Origin of the sequence: Paraflavitalea devenefica (assembly GCF_011759375.1) — a bacterium.
Lineage (GTDB): Bacteria > Bacteroidota > Bacteroidia > Chitinophagales > Chitinophagaceae > Paraflavitalea > Paraflavitalea devenefica.
Genome location: NZ_JAARML010000002.1, coordinates 548,537 through 567,902, shown reverse-complemented (window position 1 = coordinate 567,902; position 19,366 = coordinate 548,537). Strand labels below are relative to the sequence as shown.

Sequence of the window (19,366 nt, the reverse complement as noted above, 5' to 3'; positions counted from 1 at the left end):
GTTTGATGTGCTGATTTACCGGTGTATTCATTTATATTATCATTTTTTCGATGGGTACTACCAGGATACCTTGTGCACCGGCTGCTTTTAACTGTTCAATAATATCCCAGAAAGTATCTTCACTCAGTACGCTGTGTACACTGCTCCATCCCTGCTCGGCCAGTGGCAGTACGGTCGGACTTTTCATGCCGGGCAGCAGGCTGATGATCTCGTTCAGCTTTTCATTGGGCGCATTCAGCAACACATACTTATTGCGCTTGGCTTTCTTCACCGCCCTGATGCGGAATACCAGTTTATCGAGCAACTGTTGCTGAGCAACATTCAACTGGTTGTTTTTAATGAGCACTGACTGGGATTGCAGAATGGTTTCCACTTCTTTCAGTCCATTCATAAAGAGGGTGGAGCCACTGCTCACCAGGTCGGCCACCACATCGGCCAGGCCGATACCGGGGGCGATCTCTACAGAGCCGCTGATCTCATGGATCTCGGCCTGTACATTATTCCTTTGGAGGAAAGCATTCACGAGGAAGGGATAGCTGGTGGCAATGCGTTTGCCCTGCAGGGAGGCTACGCCATCATATTGCTGGCCGCGGGGAATGGCTACTGCCAGGCGGCATTTGCCAAAGCCCAGCTTTTCTACTACTTCAGCCTGCTTGTTCTTTTCAAACAGTACATTCTCGCCTACAATGCCCACATCGGCCACGCCATCCTCTACGTATTGGGGAATATCATCATCCCGCAGAAAAAATACTTCCAGCGGAAAATTATCTGCTTCCGTCCGCAGGCGGTCCTTCACATTACGCAGGTCAATACCGCACTCTTTCAGTAACTGTACAGAATCATCATACAGGCGTCCTGACTTTTGAATAGCTATTCTGAGCATTGTCTTTTGAATATTATTTTAGTTATCGGATAAACAATAAAAAAGGGCTTACCTGCGGTAAGCCCTTTGAATATGATATGGCACTGAACAAAGCACCACCGGCCTACCTGTGGAGGTAAGTATGATGATGGTGATGTATGTGCGTAAATATGTTCATTTTCGAGTCGCAAAAATAGGACATCCTTTCTTTTATCAAAAAATATTTTTCTGCGGGGACTGTTTTTTCCGCCCCTCCTCCCAATTACCTGTTTACCAACCCTCCTGCAGGCCGCTTCTTCCAGCCATTCCACCGCCCGTCCCATTCATAAAGGGGGAGAAAAAGCGCAATGCTTAACTTGTTAACCTAACTACACACAGGTTTACGGAACCGCTTGCCGTCTAAGTCATTGCATGAACGCTATACATTCAATAAACTGCATCACACATGAGAAAATTACTGTTGCTCCTTAGCTTCTTTGTAGTCAATTACTGTTTTGCCCAGGACGAGGGCTATAAAACACCTCCTGCAGCCATTGCCGACCTGCTGCTCGCCAAGCCAACACCCGGTATCACCATTGATGGAAAAGCGGAATGGATGCTCCTGTCTGAAAGGAACAGCTATCCTTCTGTAGAAGAACTGGCGCAGCCGGAATTCAGGATTGCCGGACAGCGGATCAATCCCAACAACTTTGCGCCCAGCCGCCAGAACTTTATCAACAACTTTATCCTCAAGGATATCAAAGCCGGCAAGGAATACCCTGTTACCGGCCTGCCCGCCAACATGCTGGCCGGCAATGTAAGCTGGAATCCCAGTGAAAAGAAAATTGCCTTCACCAATACGACCAACAAAAGCGTAGACCTGTATGTGATCGATGTGGCTACGCGCAAAGCCGTTAAAGTCAACAAGCAACCCCTCAACGTGATCCTGGGACAGGATTTTGTGTGGATGGATGACAATACCCTGCTGTACAAAACCATTTTACAACCGGCGGCTGCAGCGCCTGTTAAATCGCTCATGCCTTCCGGCCCGGCAGTGCAGCAAAACCTCGGTAAAGTAGCGCCCAGCCGTACTTACCAGGACCTCATCAAATCGCCCTATGATGAACAATTATTTGCTTTTTACTCCACGGTGCAATTGGTGAAGAATGTAAATGGAGCAGAAACGAAGATCGGCAAGCCCGCGATCTATACCATCTTCAGTCTTTCTCCGGATAAGAAATACCTGCTTATCCGCACCATCAATAAGCCCTTCTCTTACCTCGTGCCTGCCAACGGTTTCAATTCCACCGTGAGCATAACCGACCTGACGGGCAAAGTAGTGAAAGTAGTGGCAGAGCTGCCTTCTTCCGAGCTCTCTCCTTCCGGCTACGACAATATATTGAATGCACCGCGTGGGTTCGACTGGCGCGATGATGAGGCAGCCACCCTCACCTGGAGCGCACCACTCGACAGCGGGATCTACAAAAACAGGTCCGATTTCCATGATGCCGTATATGCATTGAGTGCCCCCTTCACCAGCGAACCCAAAGAACTGTTCAAAACAACCTGGCGTTTTGGCGGCATTAGCTGGGGCAATGAAAAGATCGCACTGGTGAGTGAACGCCTGCAAAGCAAACAAAGCACCCGGCTCAGCCGCTACAATCCTGCTACAGGTCAGTTGGAAACATTACAGGAACGCAATATTACCGATGCTTACGGCAACCCCGGCTTCCCGGTCACTATAAAAAATAAATACGGCCGCCAGGTGATCAGGCTGATCGACAACGATACCAAACTGCTGATGAATAATCCTGTTGGTAGTTCGCCCAAAGGTGATCTCCCCTTCATCGCCAAGTTTGATCTCAACACCAAAAAGAATGAGATCATCTGGCGCTGCCAGGAAGGCGCCTTCGAATCTGTGGCCTATGTGCTGGATGCCGACAAACTCGTTTTACTGACCCGTCGCGAGTCACAGAAAGACATGCCGAACTATTACATCAAAAACCTGGTATTGCGGGTAGCCGATCAACCTATTACTAGTTTTACCAATCCTTATCCGCAACTGGAAGGCATCAGCAAACAAAAGATCACGTATAAAAGAGCCGATGGCGTAGACCTTACCGGCGACCTGTACCTGCCCAAAAACTATGATCCTAAAAAAGAAGGCCCTTTACCGGTACTCATGTGGGCCTATCCCCGTGAATTCAACTCTGCCGCCGATGCTGCACAGATCCGTGGTTCCCAGGACCGGTTTACCATGGTGAGCGCTGGCGGCCCCGTTTTCTGGGTCACCCAGGGATATGCTGTGCTGGATAATGCAGAAATGCCGATCGTAGCCACTGACTCCAGTAAAAAGCCCAACGACAATTTTATTGATCAGTTAAAGATGAATGCAGAAGCAGCCATTAATAAGCTGGCAGAAATGGGCGTGGGCGATAAGAACCGGGTAGCTGTTGGCGGTCATAGTTATGGCGCTTTCATGACAGCCAACCTGCTGGCGCATACCAACCTGTTCAAAGCAGGTATTGCCCGCAGCGGCGCCTACAACCGTTCACTCACGCCGTTTGGTTTCCAGAATGAAGACCGCACTTACTGGCAGGCGCCTGAGCTGTACTCGGCCATGAGCCCTTTCAGCTATGCCAACAAGATCAAAACACCACTGCTGCTGATACATGGTGAAATGGATGACAATCCCGGCACCTTCCCCATCCAGAGCGAACGTTTATTCAATGCCGTAAAAGGCCATGGCGGCACGGTGCGTTTTATAAGCCTCCCCTATGAAGCACATGGCTACCGCGGCAAAGAGAACCTGCTGCACATGCTCTACGAACAAAATGCCTGGCTGGAAAAATACGTGAAGCAGGCAGATAAGAATAGCAGCACAGGAGGTAGCAATAAGAAAGCATTTTAATTAATGAAGTCTGAAGCCAGAAAATACAGGTGTTCTTTCAGTCCTCCGACTTCAGACTTCAAAACAAAGGCCCTCTCAGTGTTGTGCTGCCTGAAAGGGCCTTTTTATTCTACAACCAAAAACAACCAATCAACGCGTTATTCTGGATCTTCGTTGTCCCTGTGTAGTTATTAAGTACCTTATTCACCTAAACATTTATCGTGCCGGTAGGCCCTAATTCTGTTAAAGAAATCATAAAGGATTAGTACCTTCCTGCTATTAAATCGTGTACACATGAGATCAATATGTATGCTCCTGGCGATGGCCATTACTACGACTGCTGCTATTGCACAAAAAACCAACACTTTCAATGGCCTGGATGTAAACCTGGGCAATATATACCGGCTCTCTAACGCTAAATCACGCTCTATAAGTCCTGAAAATTTTACCGGTGAGCCGGGTAAGGGAGGCATGGCCACCCTCGAAAACGGATCTGCGAAGAATGAAGCCCGGGAACTGGGACAGGGATGGAAAGTGAGTCCGTATGTAGTGGTGAAAAAAGGCACCACTTTTACCTTGGGCGAGATTACCGGTCCCGGTGCTATCCAGCATATCTGGATGACGCCAACGGGCAACTGGCGCTTTTCCATCCTGCGTTTTTACTGGGATGATGAAAAAGAACCTTCTGTAGAAGTGCCGGTAGGTGATTTCTTTGGCATGGGCTGGGGAGCATTTGCCCCATTGAACTCACTCGCAGTAACTGTCAACCCCGGCAGTGCTTTCAATTGTTACTGGCCAATGCCTTTTCGTAAAAAATGCCGCGTCACCCTGGAGAATATTGCCACAGAAGACATGCGCATTTATTACCAGATTGATTATACGCTTACTGAGGTACCGGACGATGCCGCTTATTTCCATGCACAGTTCCGCAGAAGCAATCCTACACAGGGCGGCCTGTTCACCATGGTAGATAATATAAAAGGCAAGGGCCACTATGTGGGTACTACGATGGCCTGGGGCGTACACAACAATGGCTGGTGGGGTGAAGGAGAGATCAAATTCTTCCTGGATGGCGATACGCAATTCCCTACCATCAATGGCACTGGTACAGAAGACTACTTCTGTGGCTCCTATAACTTTGATGTGAAAGGCAAATACCAGGAGTTCAGTACCGCTTATGCCGGTCTGCACCAGGTGATCAGGCCCGATGGATTGTACAACTCACAGCAGCGCTTTGGCATGTACCGCTGGCATCTTACCGACCCGGTGCGTTTTGAGAAAGACCTCAGGATCACCATACAGGACTTAGGCTGGAAAAGCGGTGGCAGGTATTTACAACAACAATCCGATATCAGCGCTGTCGTATTCTGGTATCAACTGGAGCCCCACGCCTCCTTCCCCAAACTACCCTCCAAAGACCAACTGGAGCAGAATTAAAAAGGGCCTTCACGGCTACAGCCGGAAGACCCTGGAAGAGACTGATTTAACCCCCTAAACCCGTCTTACTAAAAATGTAGCAGAAGACCTGCTAGGATCCTTGACATTGATCAATCAAAGATCGTTGCAGCCACCTGCTTTTTTTATTTAAACCGTACATCCGGTGTACTGAAACCGTACAGTTTTCCGCCCCTCCCGCCCTTTCAACTCCCTGTTTATCAGCCAATAACAGAAATGGCACCTTTTTTACCCTTACACCTCATAGCTTAAACTGATCATTGGTAAATACCTTATAATATGTTCAAAAACCACCTCAAGACTGCCTGGCGTAACCTGGTAAAGAATAAATTCTATTCTTCCATCAACATTGCCGGCCTTACGGCTGGCCTCGCTGTAGGCATCCTGATCTTATTATGGGTACAGGATGAACTGAGCTTTAACCGGTTTCATCAACAGGCCGGTAACATTTACAAACTGGAAAACCAGGTAGGCACCGGCGCCAGTGTGCAGATATGGACAGAAACGGTGGCGCCTATCGGGATGATGGGCAAGCAGCAATTGCCGGAAATCAGGGAAATAGTGCGCTGGTGTTATGGCGGCCTCTATTATTCCATGACCTATAAAGACAAACGGCTGAACATTGAAAGGCCCATCATGGCCGATCCCGCTTTCTTCAGCATGTTCAGCTTCCCGGTCATCAAAGGCAATACCACCAATCCTTTCCCCAACGTCAACAGTATAGTGCTCACGGAAAGTGCCGCGAAGAAATATTTTGGCAACGAAGATCCCATTGGTAAAGTGATCGTAGCCGACAAAACGACCAACTTCACTGTAACGGGTATTACCAAAGATGTACCCAAAAATTCCAGCATACAGTACGATATCGTAATGCCCCTGCAACTGTACGCACAACTGCAGTACAAGGACCGGAAAGACATGACTTTCGATAATGATTTCCACCAGTTCAACTTTGACACTTACCTCCTGCTGCAACCTGGTACCGACCTCAATAAACTGGCCACTCAATTGCGCAATATCCATTTACGGAATAAAGCAGATGATACGGATATCAAATACCAGTTCCTGCACCTGCCCGATATGCACCTGTATCAATCGGATGGCAAAGAAGCGGGCATGGAAACCGTACGCATGTTTACCTGGATAGCCCTCATCATCCTCATCATTGCCTGCATCAATTATGTCAACCTCAGCACCGCCCGCTCCATGCTGCGCGCCAAAGAAGTAAGCATGCGCAAGATCGTAGGCGCTGCCAAATGGCAGTTATTCCTGCAATTCATCGTGGAAACAGCCCTGCTTTTTATATTGGCCGCTATATTGGCTATTGGTGTTATCAAATTACTACTGCCTTTCTTTAATCAGTTGTCGGGCAAAACACTGCAACTTAACCTGGGTGATTATCACCTGTGGTTCCTGTTCCTCATTACCATCATCGGTTCGCTCATCATCTCCAGCATCTACCCGGCCCTGTTGCTTTCTTCCTTTGAGCCGCTGAAAGCACTGAAAGGCAAAATGAATGCGCGCATCAGCGATGCCCTGTTCAGAAAAGCATTGGTAGTTACCCAGTTTGCCTGTTCGGTGGCCCTTATCATCGGCACCCTCATTATCGGCCGACAGTTGGATTACATCCGCACACGTAACCTGGGTTATGATAAAGACCATGTACTGGGTGTCTGGGTACGTGATGGTGGCACCCATTACAATGCCATCAGGACTGCACTTCTCAGTCAGCCCGGTGTACTGGATGTGACCAGGGCCAATGGAAACATCATCAACCTCACCAACCAAACCGGCAACAACTGGTGGGATGGAAAAGGCGCCAATGAAACCATGATGATGTGCCCGGTAGCCATTTCCGAAAACTTCATTCCCTTCTTTAAAATGCAGTTGGTGGCAGGTGCTAACTTTACCGGCACACCGTCCGATTCGGCGCATTTCATCCTCAATGAAACAGCCATACGGCAGGCAGGCATCAAGGACCCGATCGGTAAACGGTTTAAACTATGGGAGACCGCCGGCACCATTACCGGCGTAGTGAAGGATTTCCATTTTGCTTCGATGAAGAGTAAAATAGAACCGGCCATCTTTTATATTCACAAAGCGCAAAATGCATCCCTTTACATTAAGACTACCGCCAGGGATGCTTCCAAAGCCATTGCCGCTGCCGAAAAGATAACGAAGCAATACAATGGAGAAGTGCCTTTTGAATATACTTTCCTCGACGATGCCTTCGATAGATTGTACAAAACCGAAACCCGTACCGGTACTATCTTCAGTATTTTTGCAGCTATTGCCATCGTGATCTGTTGTCTCGGATTACTCGGACTCGCTACCTATACCGCCCAGGTACGTACCCGCGAAATTGGCATCCGCAAGGTATTAGGCGCCAGTGTGGCCGGTATCATCCGGCTACTCGCCAGGGACTTTATTACACTGGTATTGATCTCCATCGTCATAGCAACGCCCATAGCCTGGTATGCCATGAACAAATGGCTGCAGGACTTTGCCTATAAGATCAACATTGGCTGGACGGTATTTGTACTGGCCGGCATCATAGCGATATTGATTGCCATCATTACCATCAGCTTCCAGTCGGTCAAAGCCGCACTCGCCAACCCGGTGAAGACATTACGAAGTGAATAGTGCCTGAACTTATAGCCATGATTACAAAAAAAGGGGAAACATCATTTGACGTTTCCCCTATTCTTTATTTTGTATTCTATATTCTGGATTCTTTTATTTCTTCTTCTTATCCGCCCGTTTCACCAACTCCGCTACCGGGATGGCTATCTGCCGCCCTACTTCCTGTTTGCCTTTATAGGTAATGACCTTAAGGGTTACCGCATCTTTGGGCGGTGTGAGGGCGCCGTTATATTTGGGATAGAAACGGTCGGGGAAGGAATTGTCGAAACTGTAGTAAATATCCAACCCTTCCACTTCGGTGGTTAATGCTACTTTCAACACGCCCGCTGCGTCTTTGGAAGCATCAATGATAGGGTCATACATGCTGGGCGCATACTTTTTCTCCGCCACATCATAGCGCAGGAAATGCTGCTCTACCCTGCCAATGAAATTATTCCAGTCTTTCTTTGTCTTGGGGCTCCATACCGCTTCTGCCACTGCAAAAGCCCGTGGCCAGGTCATATACTGCGCATGGCGCATATTGTACACCTGCTCTGTCCACAAATTGGCTTGTCCGCCTTTGATCAGGGAAGGATTCACGCCCTCTGGCACCGGCTCAAACTGGTAGGCGCTTTTTAACAACACGCTCTTATATACAGGCGGCTCGATAGCAGCATCTCCCTGCATCAGGTCAATATACACGTTCGTATTAGGGCTCATCACTACCTCATGTCCGGCAGCAGCAGCTTCCTTGCCTCCCTTGATGCCTCTCCAACTCATCACGGCAGCGCCGGGGGCCAGTCCGCCTTCCAGTATCTCATCCCAGCCCATCATCTTTTTACCTTTGGCTTCAATGATCTTACCCACCCGCTTTACGAAATAGCTTTGCACCTCATGCATATCTTTCAGCTTCTCTTTCTGCATCAGTTGTTTGATGGCATCGCTTTTTTCCCAGAAATTCTTGGCGCACTCATCACCGCCCATGTGGATATAACCAAAGGGGAACAGCTCTGCTACTTCTGTAAACACCTTATCCAGCACCGTGTACACATTTTCATTGGCCGGGCAAAGGGTATTATCGATCAACGCATAAAAAGTACCATCACCATTCCATTGCATAAACTTCTCGCCGGAATTCACCCGGTAAGTACCTGGTGTGCAGGAAAGCTCCGGGTAAGCGGCCACCATCGCCATGCTATGGCCGGGTATATCAATCTCGGGAAGGATATTCACAAACCGGTCGCCGGCATACTGTACCAGCTCCTTAATATCTTCCTGGGTATAAAATCCGCCATAAGTGCGTGGCTCATTAGGCTCGGGATTGGAGAACGAGCCAAACGTACCGGTTTTATCTACCCTCCAGGCGCCTACTTCTGTCAACTTCGGCAGGCTCTTGATCTCTACGCGCCAGCCCTGGTCGTCTGTCAGGTGCAGGTGCAGCAGGTTGTATTTATACTTTACCATCTCATCAATAAACTGTTTCACCTCCTGCTTGGTGAAAAAATGGCGCGATACATCAAACATCAATCCCCTCCATCCAAAGCGGGGATAATCAGTGATCCGCACAGCCGGTAATGCCCAGCTTTTTTTGCTCACAACCGTTTTTCCTTCAATCTCTTTGGGGAACAATTGCAACAGGCTTTGCATGCCATAGAACAGGCCGGCAACCTTATTGGCCTTCACCGTGGCGCCGGTAGCCCATACCTCCAGTCGATAACCTTCATTGCCCAGGTCGGCTTCCTCTCCTTTATTCAGGGTAAAACTGATCACATTCGTACGGGTGGCGGCAGCCGTGCTTTGTACCACAGCAGCATAACCAGTGGCTTTGCGCACCTGCTCGGCAAAAAAAGTAGCTACCCGGATAGCATCCGGGTTACGGTCGGCAGCTTCAATACGGGTTTGAGCATTGAACAGGAACTGCCCCTCCCGCTTTTCCAGCGATACAGGTTGCGGAATGATCGCAATTTCGGCAGTCTGCCGGGCAAACGTCGTTAGTGCAGCAAGAACAGGAACAATAGCAAGGATCCCTCTTTTCATAAGTCGATAATTTATTACAAACTGGATAATGGTTCTAAAAATAGGGAATTATTGGACAAACCAAAGTCGGCATCGGTCCCGTCAACGGACGGGAGCAATCCGCAATCGGTTGCTGAAATCCTTAAAAGCCAATTAAATGCTGATTCTTAGTCCGGCAGCAGCCAACAGTAGGCCAAAATATTTTATCAGGGACTATTGCCGGTTGCCGATTCACGATTGCCGGGATTCCCGTATCTTTCAAAAAAACTAACGAACACATGAAAAAATTTCTCGTTCCTACTGATTTCTCCGATACTTCAAAAAATGCTGCCAAATTCGCGGCACAGGTGGCGGCAGGAGTAAAGGATGCAAACATCATTCTCTACAATGTGTCCGATAAAATAGCAGCAGGTTCAGACGGTTCCCTGCTCACAGAAACTGATGATGACAGGGCGATAGTACTGGGTACTGCCCTGCAAAACTTAAAAACAGAAATACAACCATTTGCTGGCGGCACATCCATTGATTGTGTGCTGGAAACAGGCTCTTCCCTCGTCGAAAATATGGAACGTTATGTACGGCATTATCATATTGACATGGTGATCATGGGCATTACCGGCGCTACCCGCCTGGAGCAGATCTTCATGGGCAGCAATACCCTTAACATGGTCAATACCGGCCTTTGCCCCGTACTGATCGTTCCGCCTGAATGCACTTTCCGGCAAATCAAAAATGTGGTACTGGCCAGTGACCTCAAAGAGGTAGCTACCACTACGCCTGTAGAGCCTATCAAATCGGTACTGGATATCTTCAAACCTACCCTGCACATTGTGAATGTAGACCATGAACATTATGTAGCAGTGACCGATGAGTACAAAGCAGAGATCAACGTACTGGAAAAGATGCTGGCCGACTATAAGCCGGAGTTCTTCTTCATCAGGCAGTATGACTTCCTGGAAGCCATCAGCCAGTATGCACTGGATAAAAACATTGACCTCATCATCATCGTTCCCAAGAAGAATTCATTCCTGGGCGGACTGTTTAAAACCAGCCACACCAAAAAACTGGCCTACCATAGCCATATTCCTATCGTCGCCATACATGAGTAAAATATATTTGTATTGTATAAAGCGTTCCGTGGCTACGGAACGCTTTTTTGTTGCTTATTTATTGTCAGGCTGAGCTTGTCGAAGCCCTTAAACGACATTGAATCATAATTTGTAATTTCGATTGTTACCACACACATCATGCTCAACTTCGGCCATACCGTTTTTTTCGAGGTAGCTACCCACCTTAGCTTTTCCAAAGCGGCGGAAGCCCTGTACATCAGCCAGCCTGCTATTACCAAGCATATACAAACACTGGAAAAACAGTATAAGGTCAGCCTGTTTGAGCGCAAAGGCAATTCGGTATCACTCACCGCCGAAGGAAAAATATTGCTGGAATATGTGGTAAGGGGCCGGGAACTGGAGCGGCAACTGGAATTTGACATTACCGGGCAAAAAAACCTGCACATTGCCAAAGGCTCCCTCACCTTGGGTACCAGCACCACCATCTCACTGTATGTCATACCGCCTGTTTTCTCTGCTTTCCACCGCCAATACCCCAATTTTGAACTTACCCTGGTAAACCGCAACTCGGAGAATATTCTCAAAGCATTATTAGACCATGAAATAGACCTGGCCATTACCCAGGGCAAGAACAACCTGACCACTGTAAAATACCAGTTCTTCCTCACCGATGAAGTAATACCGGTATGCAGCGCACGAAGTGAGCTGGCAAAAAAGAAAGTCATTATGCCAGACGACCTGAAGCACATGCCCGTGGCCTTGCGGGAGCGCGGGTCGGGTACCCTGGCGGCAGTAACAGAAGCCTTGCTGAAATGCAAACTGAGCATTGCCGACATTAAACAACGGATCGTACTCGGTGGCACAGAGGCGCTGAAAAACTTTCTGCTGGATGATACCTGTCTCGGATTTTTACCACTGCGTTCGGTAGCGCGGCAATTAAAAAACGGGGAGCTGGTAAGGCTCAACATTCCCGGCATCTCTATACAACGTCCCTTCTACTTTGTACAAAGGCGCGGCTCAGAAGCCGACCGGATTAACCAGTTATTCATTAAGCTGGCAACCGGTTATTACAATAAAAACGTGAGTCGCAGCGAGTTAAAAAGTAAACACTAACCCTTCTACGTTATAACCAAAAGTTATAGCGTATAAGTAAACGGTATTGCCAACTGGCGCCGGTAAGAATACTTTTGTATTGTTTAAACGGCCACTATGCAAACGGTACAACAGTTTACGTCCTTATCTCATCTTTCCTGTTCACAGTGCGGGCAAACCTACAGCATGTTTGAAAGCCAAACCTTCGCCCCCTGTTGCAATCAGCCATTAATAGCGGAATACGATCTGCCGGAGGATTTCTCCAAAACAGCTTTGCGTAACCGGGTTAACAGCATGTGGCGCTACCGGGAAGTGATGCCTGTTTTTGAAGCGGCGAATATCGTAAGCCTCGGCGAGGGCATGACGCCCATCCTCACCCCAAAGAACTTACGGGCGCGGTATGAACTGCCGCAGCTCTTTATAAAAGATGAATCGGTCAACCCCACAGGCTCTTTCAAAGCGCGGGGATTGAGTGCAGCCATCTCCAAAGCCAAAGAAGCAGGCGTACATACCTGCATCATTCCTACAGCCGGCAACGCAGGCGGTGCTATGGCAGCTTACTGTGCGGCAGCAGGCATCAAAGCCATTGTAGTCATGCCGCGTCATACGCCAAAAGTATTCAAGGATGAATGCCTGTTGTATGGCGCCGAACTGGTATTGGTAGACGGATTGATCAGCGATTGCGCCAAAAAGGTAGCGCAGCTAAAACAATCCATAGACTGCTTTGATATCTCCACGCTGAAAGAGCCTTTTCGTTTGGAAGGTAAAAAGACCATGGGTTATGAAATAGCCGAACAGTTTGACTGGACATTACCCGATGTCATCCTCTACCCCACCGGTGGCGGTACGGGATTGATCGGTATGTGGAAAGCATTTGATGAAATGGAGCAGATGGGATGGATTGGCAGCAGGCGCCCGCGTATGATGGCGGTGCAGGCGGCTACCTGTCAGCCCATTGTACATACCTGGAATGGCGTACAGCCCAATGCAAAAAATTATGTAGGCCGGCCATCTGTGGCGAACGGACTGGCAGTGCCCAATCCTTTCGCGGAAAACATGATCCTCCGGGTATTACGGGAATCCGGGGGACGGCCTATTGCTGTGCAGGATGCTGATATGATCGCTGCGGTAAAGGAAATAGCCAAAGCAGAAGGGTTATTGATAGCACCGGAGGGTGGCGCTTTGTGGAAAGCATTGCAGGACCTGATCAATCAGCAGGTCATTCATCGTAATGAAAAAATACTCTTGTTAAATACCGGCTCAGGTTACAAATACCTGGAGAACATTATGTAAATCCGGACAGGTTCATCAGGGCGGTTGCTTGCCATGGGGAATCAGGCGCTTTTAAAAAGCCGCACCGTTCATCAACATTGTTTGATTATGGATGTTTTATGTTAAAGGTTGGCCTCCGTGGGAACGGAGGCCTTTTTTATTACTTTTACATCCATGAACGACTTGCCATTAAATGCCGGCTACTGGGACGAACGTTACCAAACGGAGCAAACCAGTTGGGATATAGGTTATATATCCACGCCCCTGAAAGCCTATTTCGACCAGCTCACCAATAAATACCTGGCCATACTCATTCCCGGCTGTGGCAACAGCTATGAAGCGGAATACCTGCTGCAACAGGGATTTACCAATATTACGTTGATTGATATCGCTCCTTTGCTTACGGAAAAGCTGGCAGTGAAGTTCAGCCAATACGTTGGCCGGCAGCTTACAATCATTACCGGTGATTTCTTTGCCCTCGAAGGGCAGTATGATCTGATCATTGAACAAACCTTCTTTTGCGCCTTGCAGCCTTCCTTGCGTAAGGACTACATGCATAAAATGTATGAGCTGCTAAAACCCGGCGGCAAACTGGTGGGTGTATTATTCAATCGCACATTTGAAGGAGGTCCGCCCTTTGGCGGTAGTATGGAAGAATACAAAGGCTTATTTGAGCAAAAGTTTACCCTGCATACATTAACGCCCTGTTACAATTCCATTCCACCAAGAAGTGGGGCGGAAGTGTTTATGATAGCCCGGAAATAAAATGTGATCTTATATTATAGTCAGTCAATACCTAGATCATCACAAATCTTCTTTTCCGGTGTTACCTCATGTAATTCCAGTCCCCCCATATCTGCGATGATATGGTTAATGACAGACTCTACTTCCTTTCTGTTGGTCCCGCTTTCTTTGACTATAGTGGCATAATTCAAATAAAGTACCTGTTGTGTAAACGCACGCACAGAGGCAGGTTCAATTACAGTACGTAGGGGTTCAAGCATTTCAGAAACAAACCAGGTTAGGGCAATGCCCGCAACAGGCATCAGCAAGAACCAGTTACTGTAATCAAAAAGGAAGATCAGCAGCAGCGAACAGCCAAGTCCACCTAAAATAGTAATAAAGCCAAGATAGTTCATGAAAGAAGACCAGGGGCTTGTAAGCACAAGGTCAGGAAGTTGCAGACCATGGGCCTGGGAAAAACTGGCATAAACCTGTCGCCGGTTTTGCAGTGGGAAAATATCATTTACAGGCGTGTCCAGTCTCAAATCCTGTCGCGAAAGTTCAAAAGTGTTGATAACAGCCTGCCGCAACCTATAGAACAGCATTTGCGATTTACAGGTGTTGCTGTACTTTCCTTCCAGGTGTTTCCAAACAACATTATGAAAATCACCTACGGTTAGGATCTTTTCAGCTTCCTGATTAGGGATACTGATATCGAAGGTCTTCTCCACCTTCATTAAAATTTCTACGCTATCGAGTCCCATAAGTGATAAAGTTATGATCTTCCGAAAAGTAATAGATATCAGGCATATACGCAACAGGTCAATTCCCATTCCGGGAAAAGTGCGCCTTTACCCCGGCGCTCAGTCGGAGGATAGCCGGAGGACAAGCGGCTGCTAAAGCCTGACAGAGCTTGTTCCGCTATGCGAGGGCCTCCCTTAGTCACAGAACGTGGCAAAACAACCCAGAAAGGCCCCAGGCCCAATCCTTACTCAATCCTTGTGTGATCCTTGTACCAGCCCCGTACCAAGTGCGCTTTAACCTACAAGGATCACACAAGGATCGTACTTGGTTTGCACATCCCTGCCATTTTACCCACTTCACGGTATTGTCCTGACAGCCAGCATTTATTAATTTTAAGCAGTATATGTTATATACTATATGGCTAAATACACCGGCATACCACCCATTACGGGCACCATTGGTCCCATCTGCATCTATAAGATGTATGGCCGGTATTATATCCGTACCCGTAGCTCCCTCACGGGCAAAAGGGTGAAGAAAGATCCTGCTTTCCGCAAGACCATGCAATATGCCGCCCTATTGGCTAAAGCCTCCCGCATTGGTTCAACCGTGTACGCCATCATACCAGCCGACCGGAAGCAACATGCCTTATACCGCAAGCTCACCGGCGAAGCCATGACCTGGTTAAAATACCAATGGACAGAAGAAGATGTAATAGCTTACCTGGTCAAACAATATACCGGGCAGGAAGTAGTGCTACAGGAACCTGAAGTGGTGCAACTGAGAGAACCTTTCCGCCGTAAAACGCGGCGGTTAAAAGGCAGGAGGCATAGAAAATGCAAAGCAACACCCAAAGAGAAACTGCCTTATCATCTTTTTGCTTATAGATATAATGAACGAAAGTTCCGGCAGGACTACAATAAAGACCTTGTTAACTATCCCTAGAGCGAATATGTAATGACGTGATCAGTCTTACCACAAAAGCTGTATACCTACACACATATCCTCCCCTCTTTACAACTTACTACCGACAAATATGATTTAAAGCCATATTTGTCCGCCTTTATTTCATTATGTTTATTCCTTATCTAAGATACTATTGCTGCTATGAGTAAAATTACTGCGGGCAACTATAGATTACCGATAATAGAAGCATTAAGCCCGCATGAATCATTTGAATCGGGTGCCAATAAACCATTGTTATTAACCGGAGTTGATAGCAATGGAAATAAAGGTGATTATGTAGTCAAGTTTCGTGGCGCTCCACGAATGTCTAATGAAGCCTGCATGCGGGAGCTGCTGGCAGTCTTTATTGCAGCTCAAATGGACATCAGGGTTGTTTCTCCTGTGATAGTAAACATTTCTCAAAACTTCATTGAACTACTAATCGGAAACGATACCTGGCAGTACGCCAATAAGAGCTTAGGCCTAAATTATGGCTCAGAATACATAAAAAGGTATTCTACTGTTTTGCCAACTCAGGATCTAAACAATCATCAATTGCCATATGCGCAAGCAATTTTTGCCTTCGACCTAGCCATTCAAAATCCGGATAGAACAAATGAAAAACCCAATATGATCACTGATGGAATGGAAATTGTGATATATGATCATGAACTGGCGTTTAGCTTTATCCATGACATTTTTCCCAACCCGAACCCATGGGAAATACGAGAAGCTGATTTAGAATGGGTTAACAAGCATTGTTTGTTGTCCAAAATCAAAGGCAAAGAGTTCGATTTTGTGGAATTTTCGCAAAGGTTTGATAATTTAGACGAAAATTTCTGGGAAACTGCCAAGGCCCTTATACCTAAAGAATGGCTATCGAATCAGTTTGACCGGATCAAACAACTTCTCACTTCAATTTGTAATAATAAAGAAGCTTTTATTATAGAACTCAAAAAACTGATGTCATGATTACCATTCAGTATCAAATTTTACGATATCTGCCAGACAGGGTATCTGGAGAATTTGTAAATCTTGGCATTGTCGCTTTTGATCCTTCAAATGGTACTTTGAAGTCAAAATTTATTACTAAAATAGGTAAGATTTCAAGCTTCTTCCCGAACATTAACAGCAGGTTTTTGATAAAATCGGTTAAGACTATTCACGAGGACCTCGACACTTTCTCAACCAGACTTCAATCAGAATTCGCATTCAAGAGATTCAACTCCCTGGATGAAATAACAAAAAGTGTTCTGCCTAAAGATGACAGCGCGCTCATTTTCTCCGACATAAAAAAAACACTTGACATCAACCCAGAGGCTACAGTGGATGATCTGTTTTCAAGATTTGTAAGCATACACCTGACAGAAGAAGACGATGAAGAAGTGAGAAGAGATAAGGAAGTTTGGAATAAGGTGTATAAAAAACATTTTGATGATTATGGTATCTCCAGCCATCTTTCAGCCCATAAAGTAAAAACAAAGAATGATGAGCTGGAATTTGAAAAAGCATGGAAAAATGGTGCCTGGAATTGCTTTGAGAGTGTTTCTTTTAATTTAACACGGCCTGATGCTATAAAAAATAAGGTTTACAAATGGGTTGGGAAATTAGATGAATTAAATAGTTCTTCTGAACAAGTACACATTTACTTATTAAGCATCCTTCCTCATGGAAGCCCTGAATTGGATAAGTTTATTAATAAAACAATTAAAGGGAAAGCAACAGAAAATTTAAAAATCGATCTCGTGTCTGAAAGCAATGTTACAACTATTGTTAAGCAGATAAAAAAGGAAATTGACAAGCACTCATAAACAGTACGAATCTAATTTTCTACCGCCACTTTCTTCACACCCACCTTCCCGCAAAACGGCTGCAGCAACAAACTGAACAAAATCACTGCCGCTGCGCCGATCACATTCAGCCATAAGAAAGAGACGATCTTCATAAAATAAACGGTAAGTACAATGGCTTCTGCAATGGCGGCAGCGCCAAATACAGCATGCCCCCCCACCCGCTTCAACCAGAAAGCCACGAGGAAAATACCAAGGATAGGACCATAGAATAAAGAGCCCAGGATATTGACCGCTTCAATCAGGCTGTTGCCAAGATTATAAGCAAACTGCGCCATAATAATGCAAACAATACCCCATATCAGGGTATATCGCTTGGACCATTTGTATTCTATCAAGGGTGTCATGGGCCGCTTCGTGAGGCGCCTGTGAAAATCTATCATCGTACAGGAAGCGAGCGAGTTGAGCGCAGGCGCAATACTACCCCAGGCGGCCAGGAATATAATAGCAATAACCAGCCCTACCAGTCCGTTGGGCAACGTATCACCTACAAAACGAAGGAAAATATAATTGGTATCATTGGCATCACTGCCGGGATTGGCTTTCTTAATAATGGCTTTTACCGTATCCCGCTGACGCTTAGCAGCCACTTCATGAAGTTGCAACTCCTCACGATACTGATTAATGGCATTTTCATCATTCCCCTTAATGGCTGCCGCCAGATCGATCAGGGTGCCATTCCTTTCGTCCTGCAACTGTTCGTATTGTTTTTCTGCCGCCGCATATTCACCGGCATACCGGCTGGACTTTACATTCCGCTCTTCAGCCAGGTTGAAGTAGGCGGGCGCTTTGTGAAACTGGTAAAAAGAAAAGATCAACACACCGATCAGCAGGATACCAAACTGCAGCGGCACCTTCACCATGCCATTCAGCAGAAGACCCAGCTTGCTCTCCCCGTCGCTGCGGGCGGTAAGATAGCGGCCCACCTGACTTTGGTCGGTACCAAAATAACTAAGCGTCAGAAAGAAGCCACCGATAATACCACTCCAGATATTAAAGCGGTCTTTCCAGTCAAATCCCTGTTCCGTAATACCGGCGGTGATCACATTCAGCTTGCCTGATTTGCCGCCGATGTGCAGGGCCTCACTAATGCCCATGCCTTCCGGCAATAGCTTAACGGCCCACCAGGCAGCGGCAAACATGGCCGCATAGATAATAATGAACTGCAACTGCTGTGTATAAGCTACTGCTTTGGCGCCACCGCTGGTAGTATAGATCAGCAATAAGCCGCCCATGAATATATTGGTAATCGTTAAATCCCAGCCCAGCATACTGTGCAGCACCAGGGCAGGTGCAATAATACTAATGCCGGTAGAGAGGCTGCGCGACAACATGAACAGCAGCGAGGTCAGCAACCTTGTCTTCAGGTCAAATCGTTGTTCCAGGTATTCGTATGCCGTATATACTTTTAGCTTGCGGTAGATGGGTACAAAAGCGATACATACCACCACCATGGCTAAGGGCAATCCAAAGTAATACTGTACAAAACGCATTCCATCTGTATAGGCCTGGCCCGGCGCCGATAAAAAAGTAACTGCGCTGGCCTGTGTGCCCATAATGCTCAGCATCACCACCCACCACGGCGTTTGCCGGTCATTCAGGAAATAACCATCCGGGTTTTTGGAGGCACGGCTTTTAAATACTCCATAGAGTATAATACACAAGAGGGTGACCACCAGGACGATCCAGTCTAACCGGGAAAAGTTCATGCGTAATGTTTGGTAAACAAGTAAAACAATACGACCAGCAATGCCAGGAACCCAATGACCAGCCAATACCAGTGGCGCCACTTCCTGAATACAGGAACTTTTTCGTTAGAGGATGCTGACATATTGTTTGGCAATCG

15 protein-coding genes are annotated in these 19,366 nt (G+C 47.0%); 10 read left to right on the top strand and 5 right to left on the bottom strand.

The window, feature by feature from the left end:
• Positions 1-31: 31 nt before the first annotated feature.
• Positions 32-883, bottom strand: coding sequence for an ATP phosphoribosyltransferase (hisG, locus tag HB364_RS11900; RefSeq protein WP_167288199.1), 852 nt, complete (start codon positions 881-883; stop codon positions 32-34).
• 424 nt (positions 884-1,307) lie between these two features.
• Here hisG and HB364_RS11895 point away from each other — a divergent pair, with 424 nt between their 5' ends.
• The 3 genes from HB364_RS11895 (at position 1,308) to HB364_RS11885 (ending at position 7,829) form a co-directional block, all read left to right on the top strand.
• Positions 1,308-3,752 (top strand): alpha/beta hydrolase family protein, encoded by a 2,445-nt coding sequence (locus tag HB364_RS11895; RefSeq protein WP_167288198.1) that lies wholly within the window; start codon positions 1,308-1,310, stop codon positions 3,750-3,752.
• A 273-nt stretch (positions 3,753-4,025) separates the two neighbouring features.
• Complete coding sequence (locus HB364_RS11890) at positions 4,026-5,168, top strand: glycoside hydrolase family 172 protein (RefSeq protein WP_167288197.1); 1,143 nt, start codon at positions 4,026-4,028, stop codon at positions 5,166-5,168.
• Between the two features lie 297 nt (positions 5,169-5,465).
• Positions 5,466-7,829, top strand: coding sequence for an ABC transporter permease (locus HB364_RS11885; RefSeq protein WP_167288196.1), 2,364 nt, complete (start codon positions 5,466-5,468; stop codon positions 7,827-7,829).
• 93 nt (positions 7,830-7,922) lie between these two features.
• Here HB364_RS11885 and HB364_RS11880 read toward each other — a convergent pair whose 3' ends face one another.
• A complete protein-coding gene (locus tag HB364_RS11880) occupies positions 7,923-9,845 on the bottom strand; it encodes a beta-N-acetylhexosaminidase (RefSeq protein ID WP_167288195.1) in 1,923 nt (640 codons plus the stop codon).
• A gap of 257 nt (positions 9,846-10,102) precedes the next feature.
• Here HB364_RS11880 and HB364_RS11875 point away from each other — a divergent pair, with 257 nt between their 5' ends.
• The 4 genes from HB364_RS11875 (at position 10,103) to HB364_RS11860 (ending at position 14,023) form a co-directional block, all read left to right on the top strand.
• Positions 10,103-10,933: a universal stress protein gene (locus HB364_RS11875; RefSeq protein ID WP_167288194.1), complete on the top strand. Its 831-nt coding sequence runs from the start codon at positions 10,103-10,105 to the stop codon at positions 10,931-10,933.
• A gap of 138 nt (positions 10,934-11,071) precedes the next feature.
• The gene (locus HB364_RS11870; RefSeq protein ID WP_167288193.1) at positions 11,072-12,007 is read left to right on the top strand and encodes a LysR substrate-binding domain-containing protein; all 936 of its coding nucleotides are present in this window, start codon (positions 11,072-11,074) and stop codon (positions 12,005-12,007) included.
• 96 nt (positions 12,008-12,103) lie between these two features.
• The gene (locus HB364_RS11865) at positions 12,104-13,279 is read left to right on the top strand and encodes a threonine synthase (RefSeq protein ID WP_167288192.1); all 1,176 of its coding nucleotides are present in this window, start codon (positions 12,104-12,106) and stop codon (positions 13,277-13,279) included.
• Between the two features lie 153 nt (positions 13,280-13,432).
• Positions 13,433-14,023, top strand: a complete 591-nt coding sequence (locus HB364_RS11860) for a methyltransferase (RefSeq protein ID WP_167288191.1) — start codon at positions 13,433-13,435, stop codon at positions 14,021-14,023.
• Between the two features lie 20 nt (positions 14,024-14,043).
• Here HB364_RS11860 and HB364_RS11855 read toward each other — a convergent pair whose 3' ends face one another.
• Positions 14,044-14,745, bottom strand: a complete 702-nt coding sequence (locus tag HB364_RS11855) for an acyl carrier protein (RefSeq protein WP_167288190.1) — start codon at positions 14,743-14,745, stop codon at positions 14,044-14,046.
• A 397-nt stretch (positions 14,746-15,142) separates the two neighbouring features.
• Between HB364_RS11855 and HB364_RS11850 the strand changes: the two genes are divergently transcribed.
• From HB364_RS11850 to HB364_RS11840, 3 genes are all read left to right on the top strand, one after another.
• Positions 15,143-15,670, top strand: coding sequence for a hypothetical protein (locus tag HB364_RS11850; protein ID WP_167288189.1), 528 nt, complete (start codon positions 15,143-15,145; stop codon positions 15,668-15,670).
• Positions 15,671-15,832: 162 nt separating this feature from the next.
• Entirely contained in the window at positions 15,833-16,642 is an 810-nt protein-coding gene (locus tag HB364_RS11845; RefSeq protein ID WP_167288188.1) for a HipA family kinase, read from the top strand.
• Positions 16,639-17,481 carry a DUF3037 domain-containing protein gene (locus tag HB364_RS11840; protein ID WP_167288187.1) on the top strand — a complete coding sequence of 281 codons (843 nt, stop codon included), beginning with the start codon at positions 16,639-16,641 and terminating at the stop codon, positions 17,479-17,481. Before HB364_RS11845 ends, HB364_RS11840 begins: the two co-directional genes overlap by 4 nt.
• Positions 17,482-17,492: 11 nt before the next feature.
• Here HB364_RS11840 and HB364_RS11835 read toward each other — a convergent pair whose 3' ends face one another.
• Complete coding sequence (locus HB364_RS11835) at positions 17,493-19,229, bottom strand: sodium:solute symporter (RefSeq protein ID WP_167288186.1); 1,737 nt, start codon at positions 19,227-19,229, stop codon at positions 17,493-17,495.
• Positions 19,226-19,351: a hypothetical protein gene (locus HB364_RS33335; protein ID WP_262889777.1), complete on the bottom strand. Its 126-nt coding sequence runs from the start codon at positions 19,349-19,351 to the stop codon at positions 19,226-19,228. The genes HB364_RS11835 and HB364_RS33335 overlap by 4 nt, the downstream gene beginning before the upstream one ends.
• Positions 19,352-19,366: the final 15 nt, after the last annotated feature.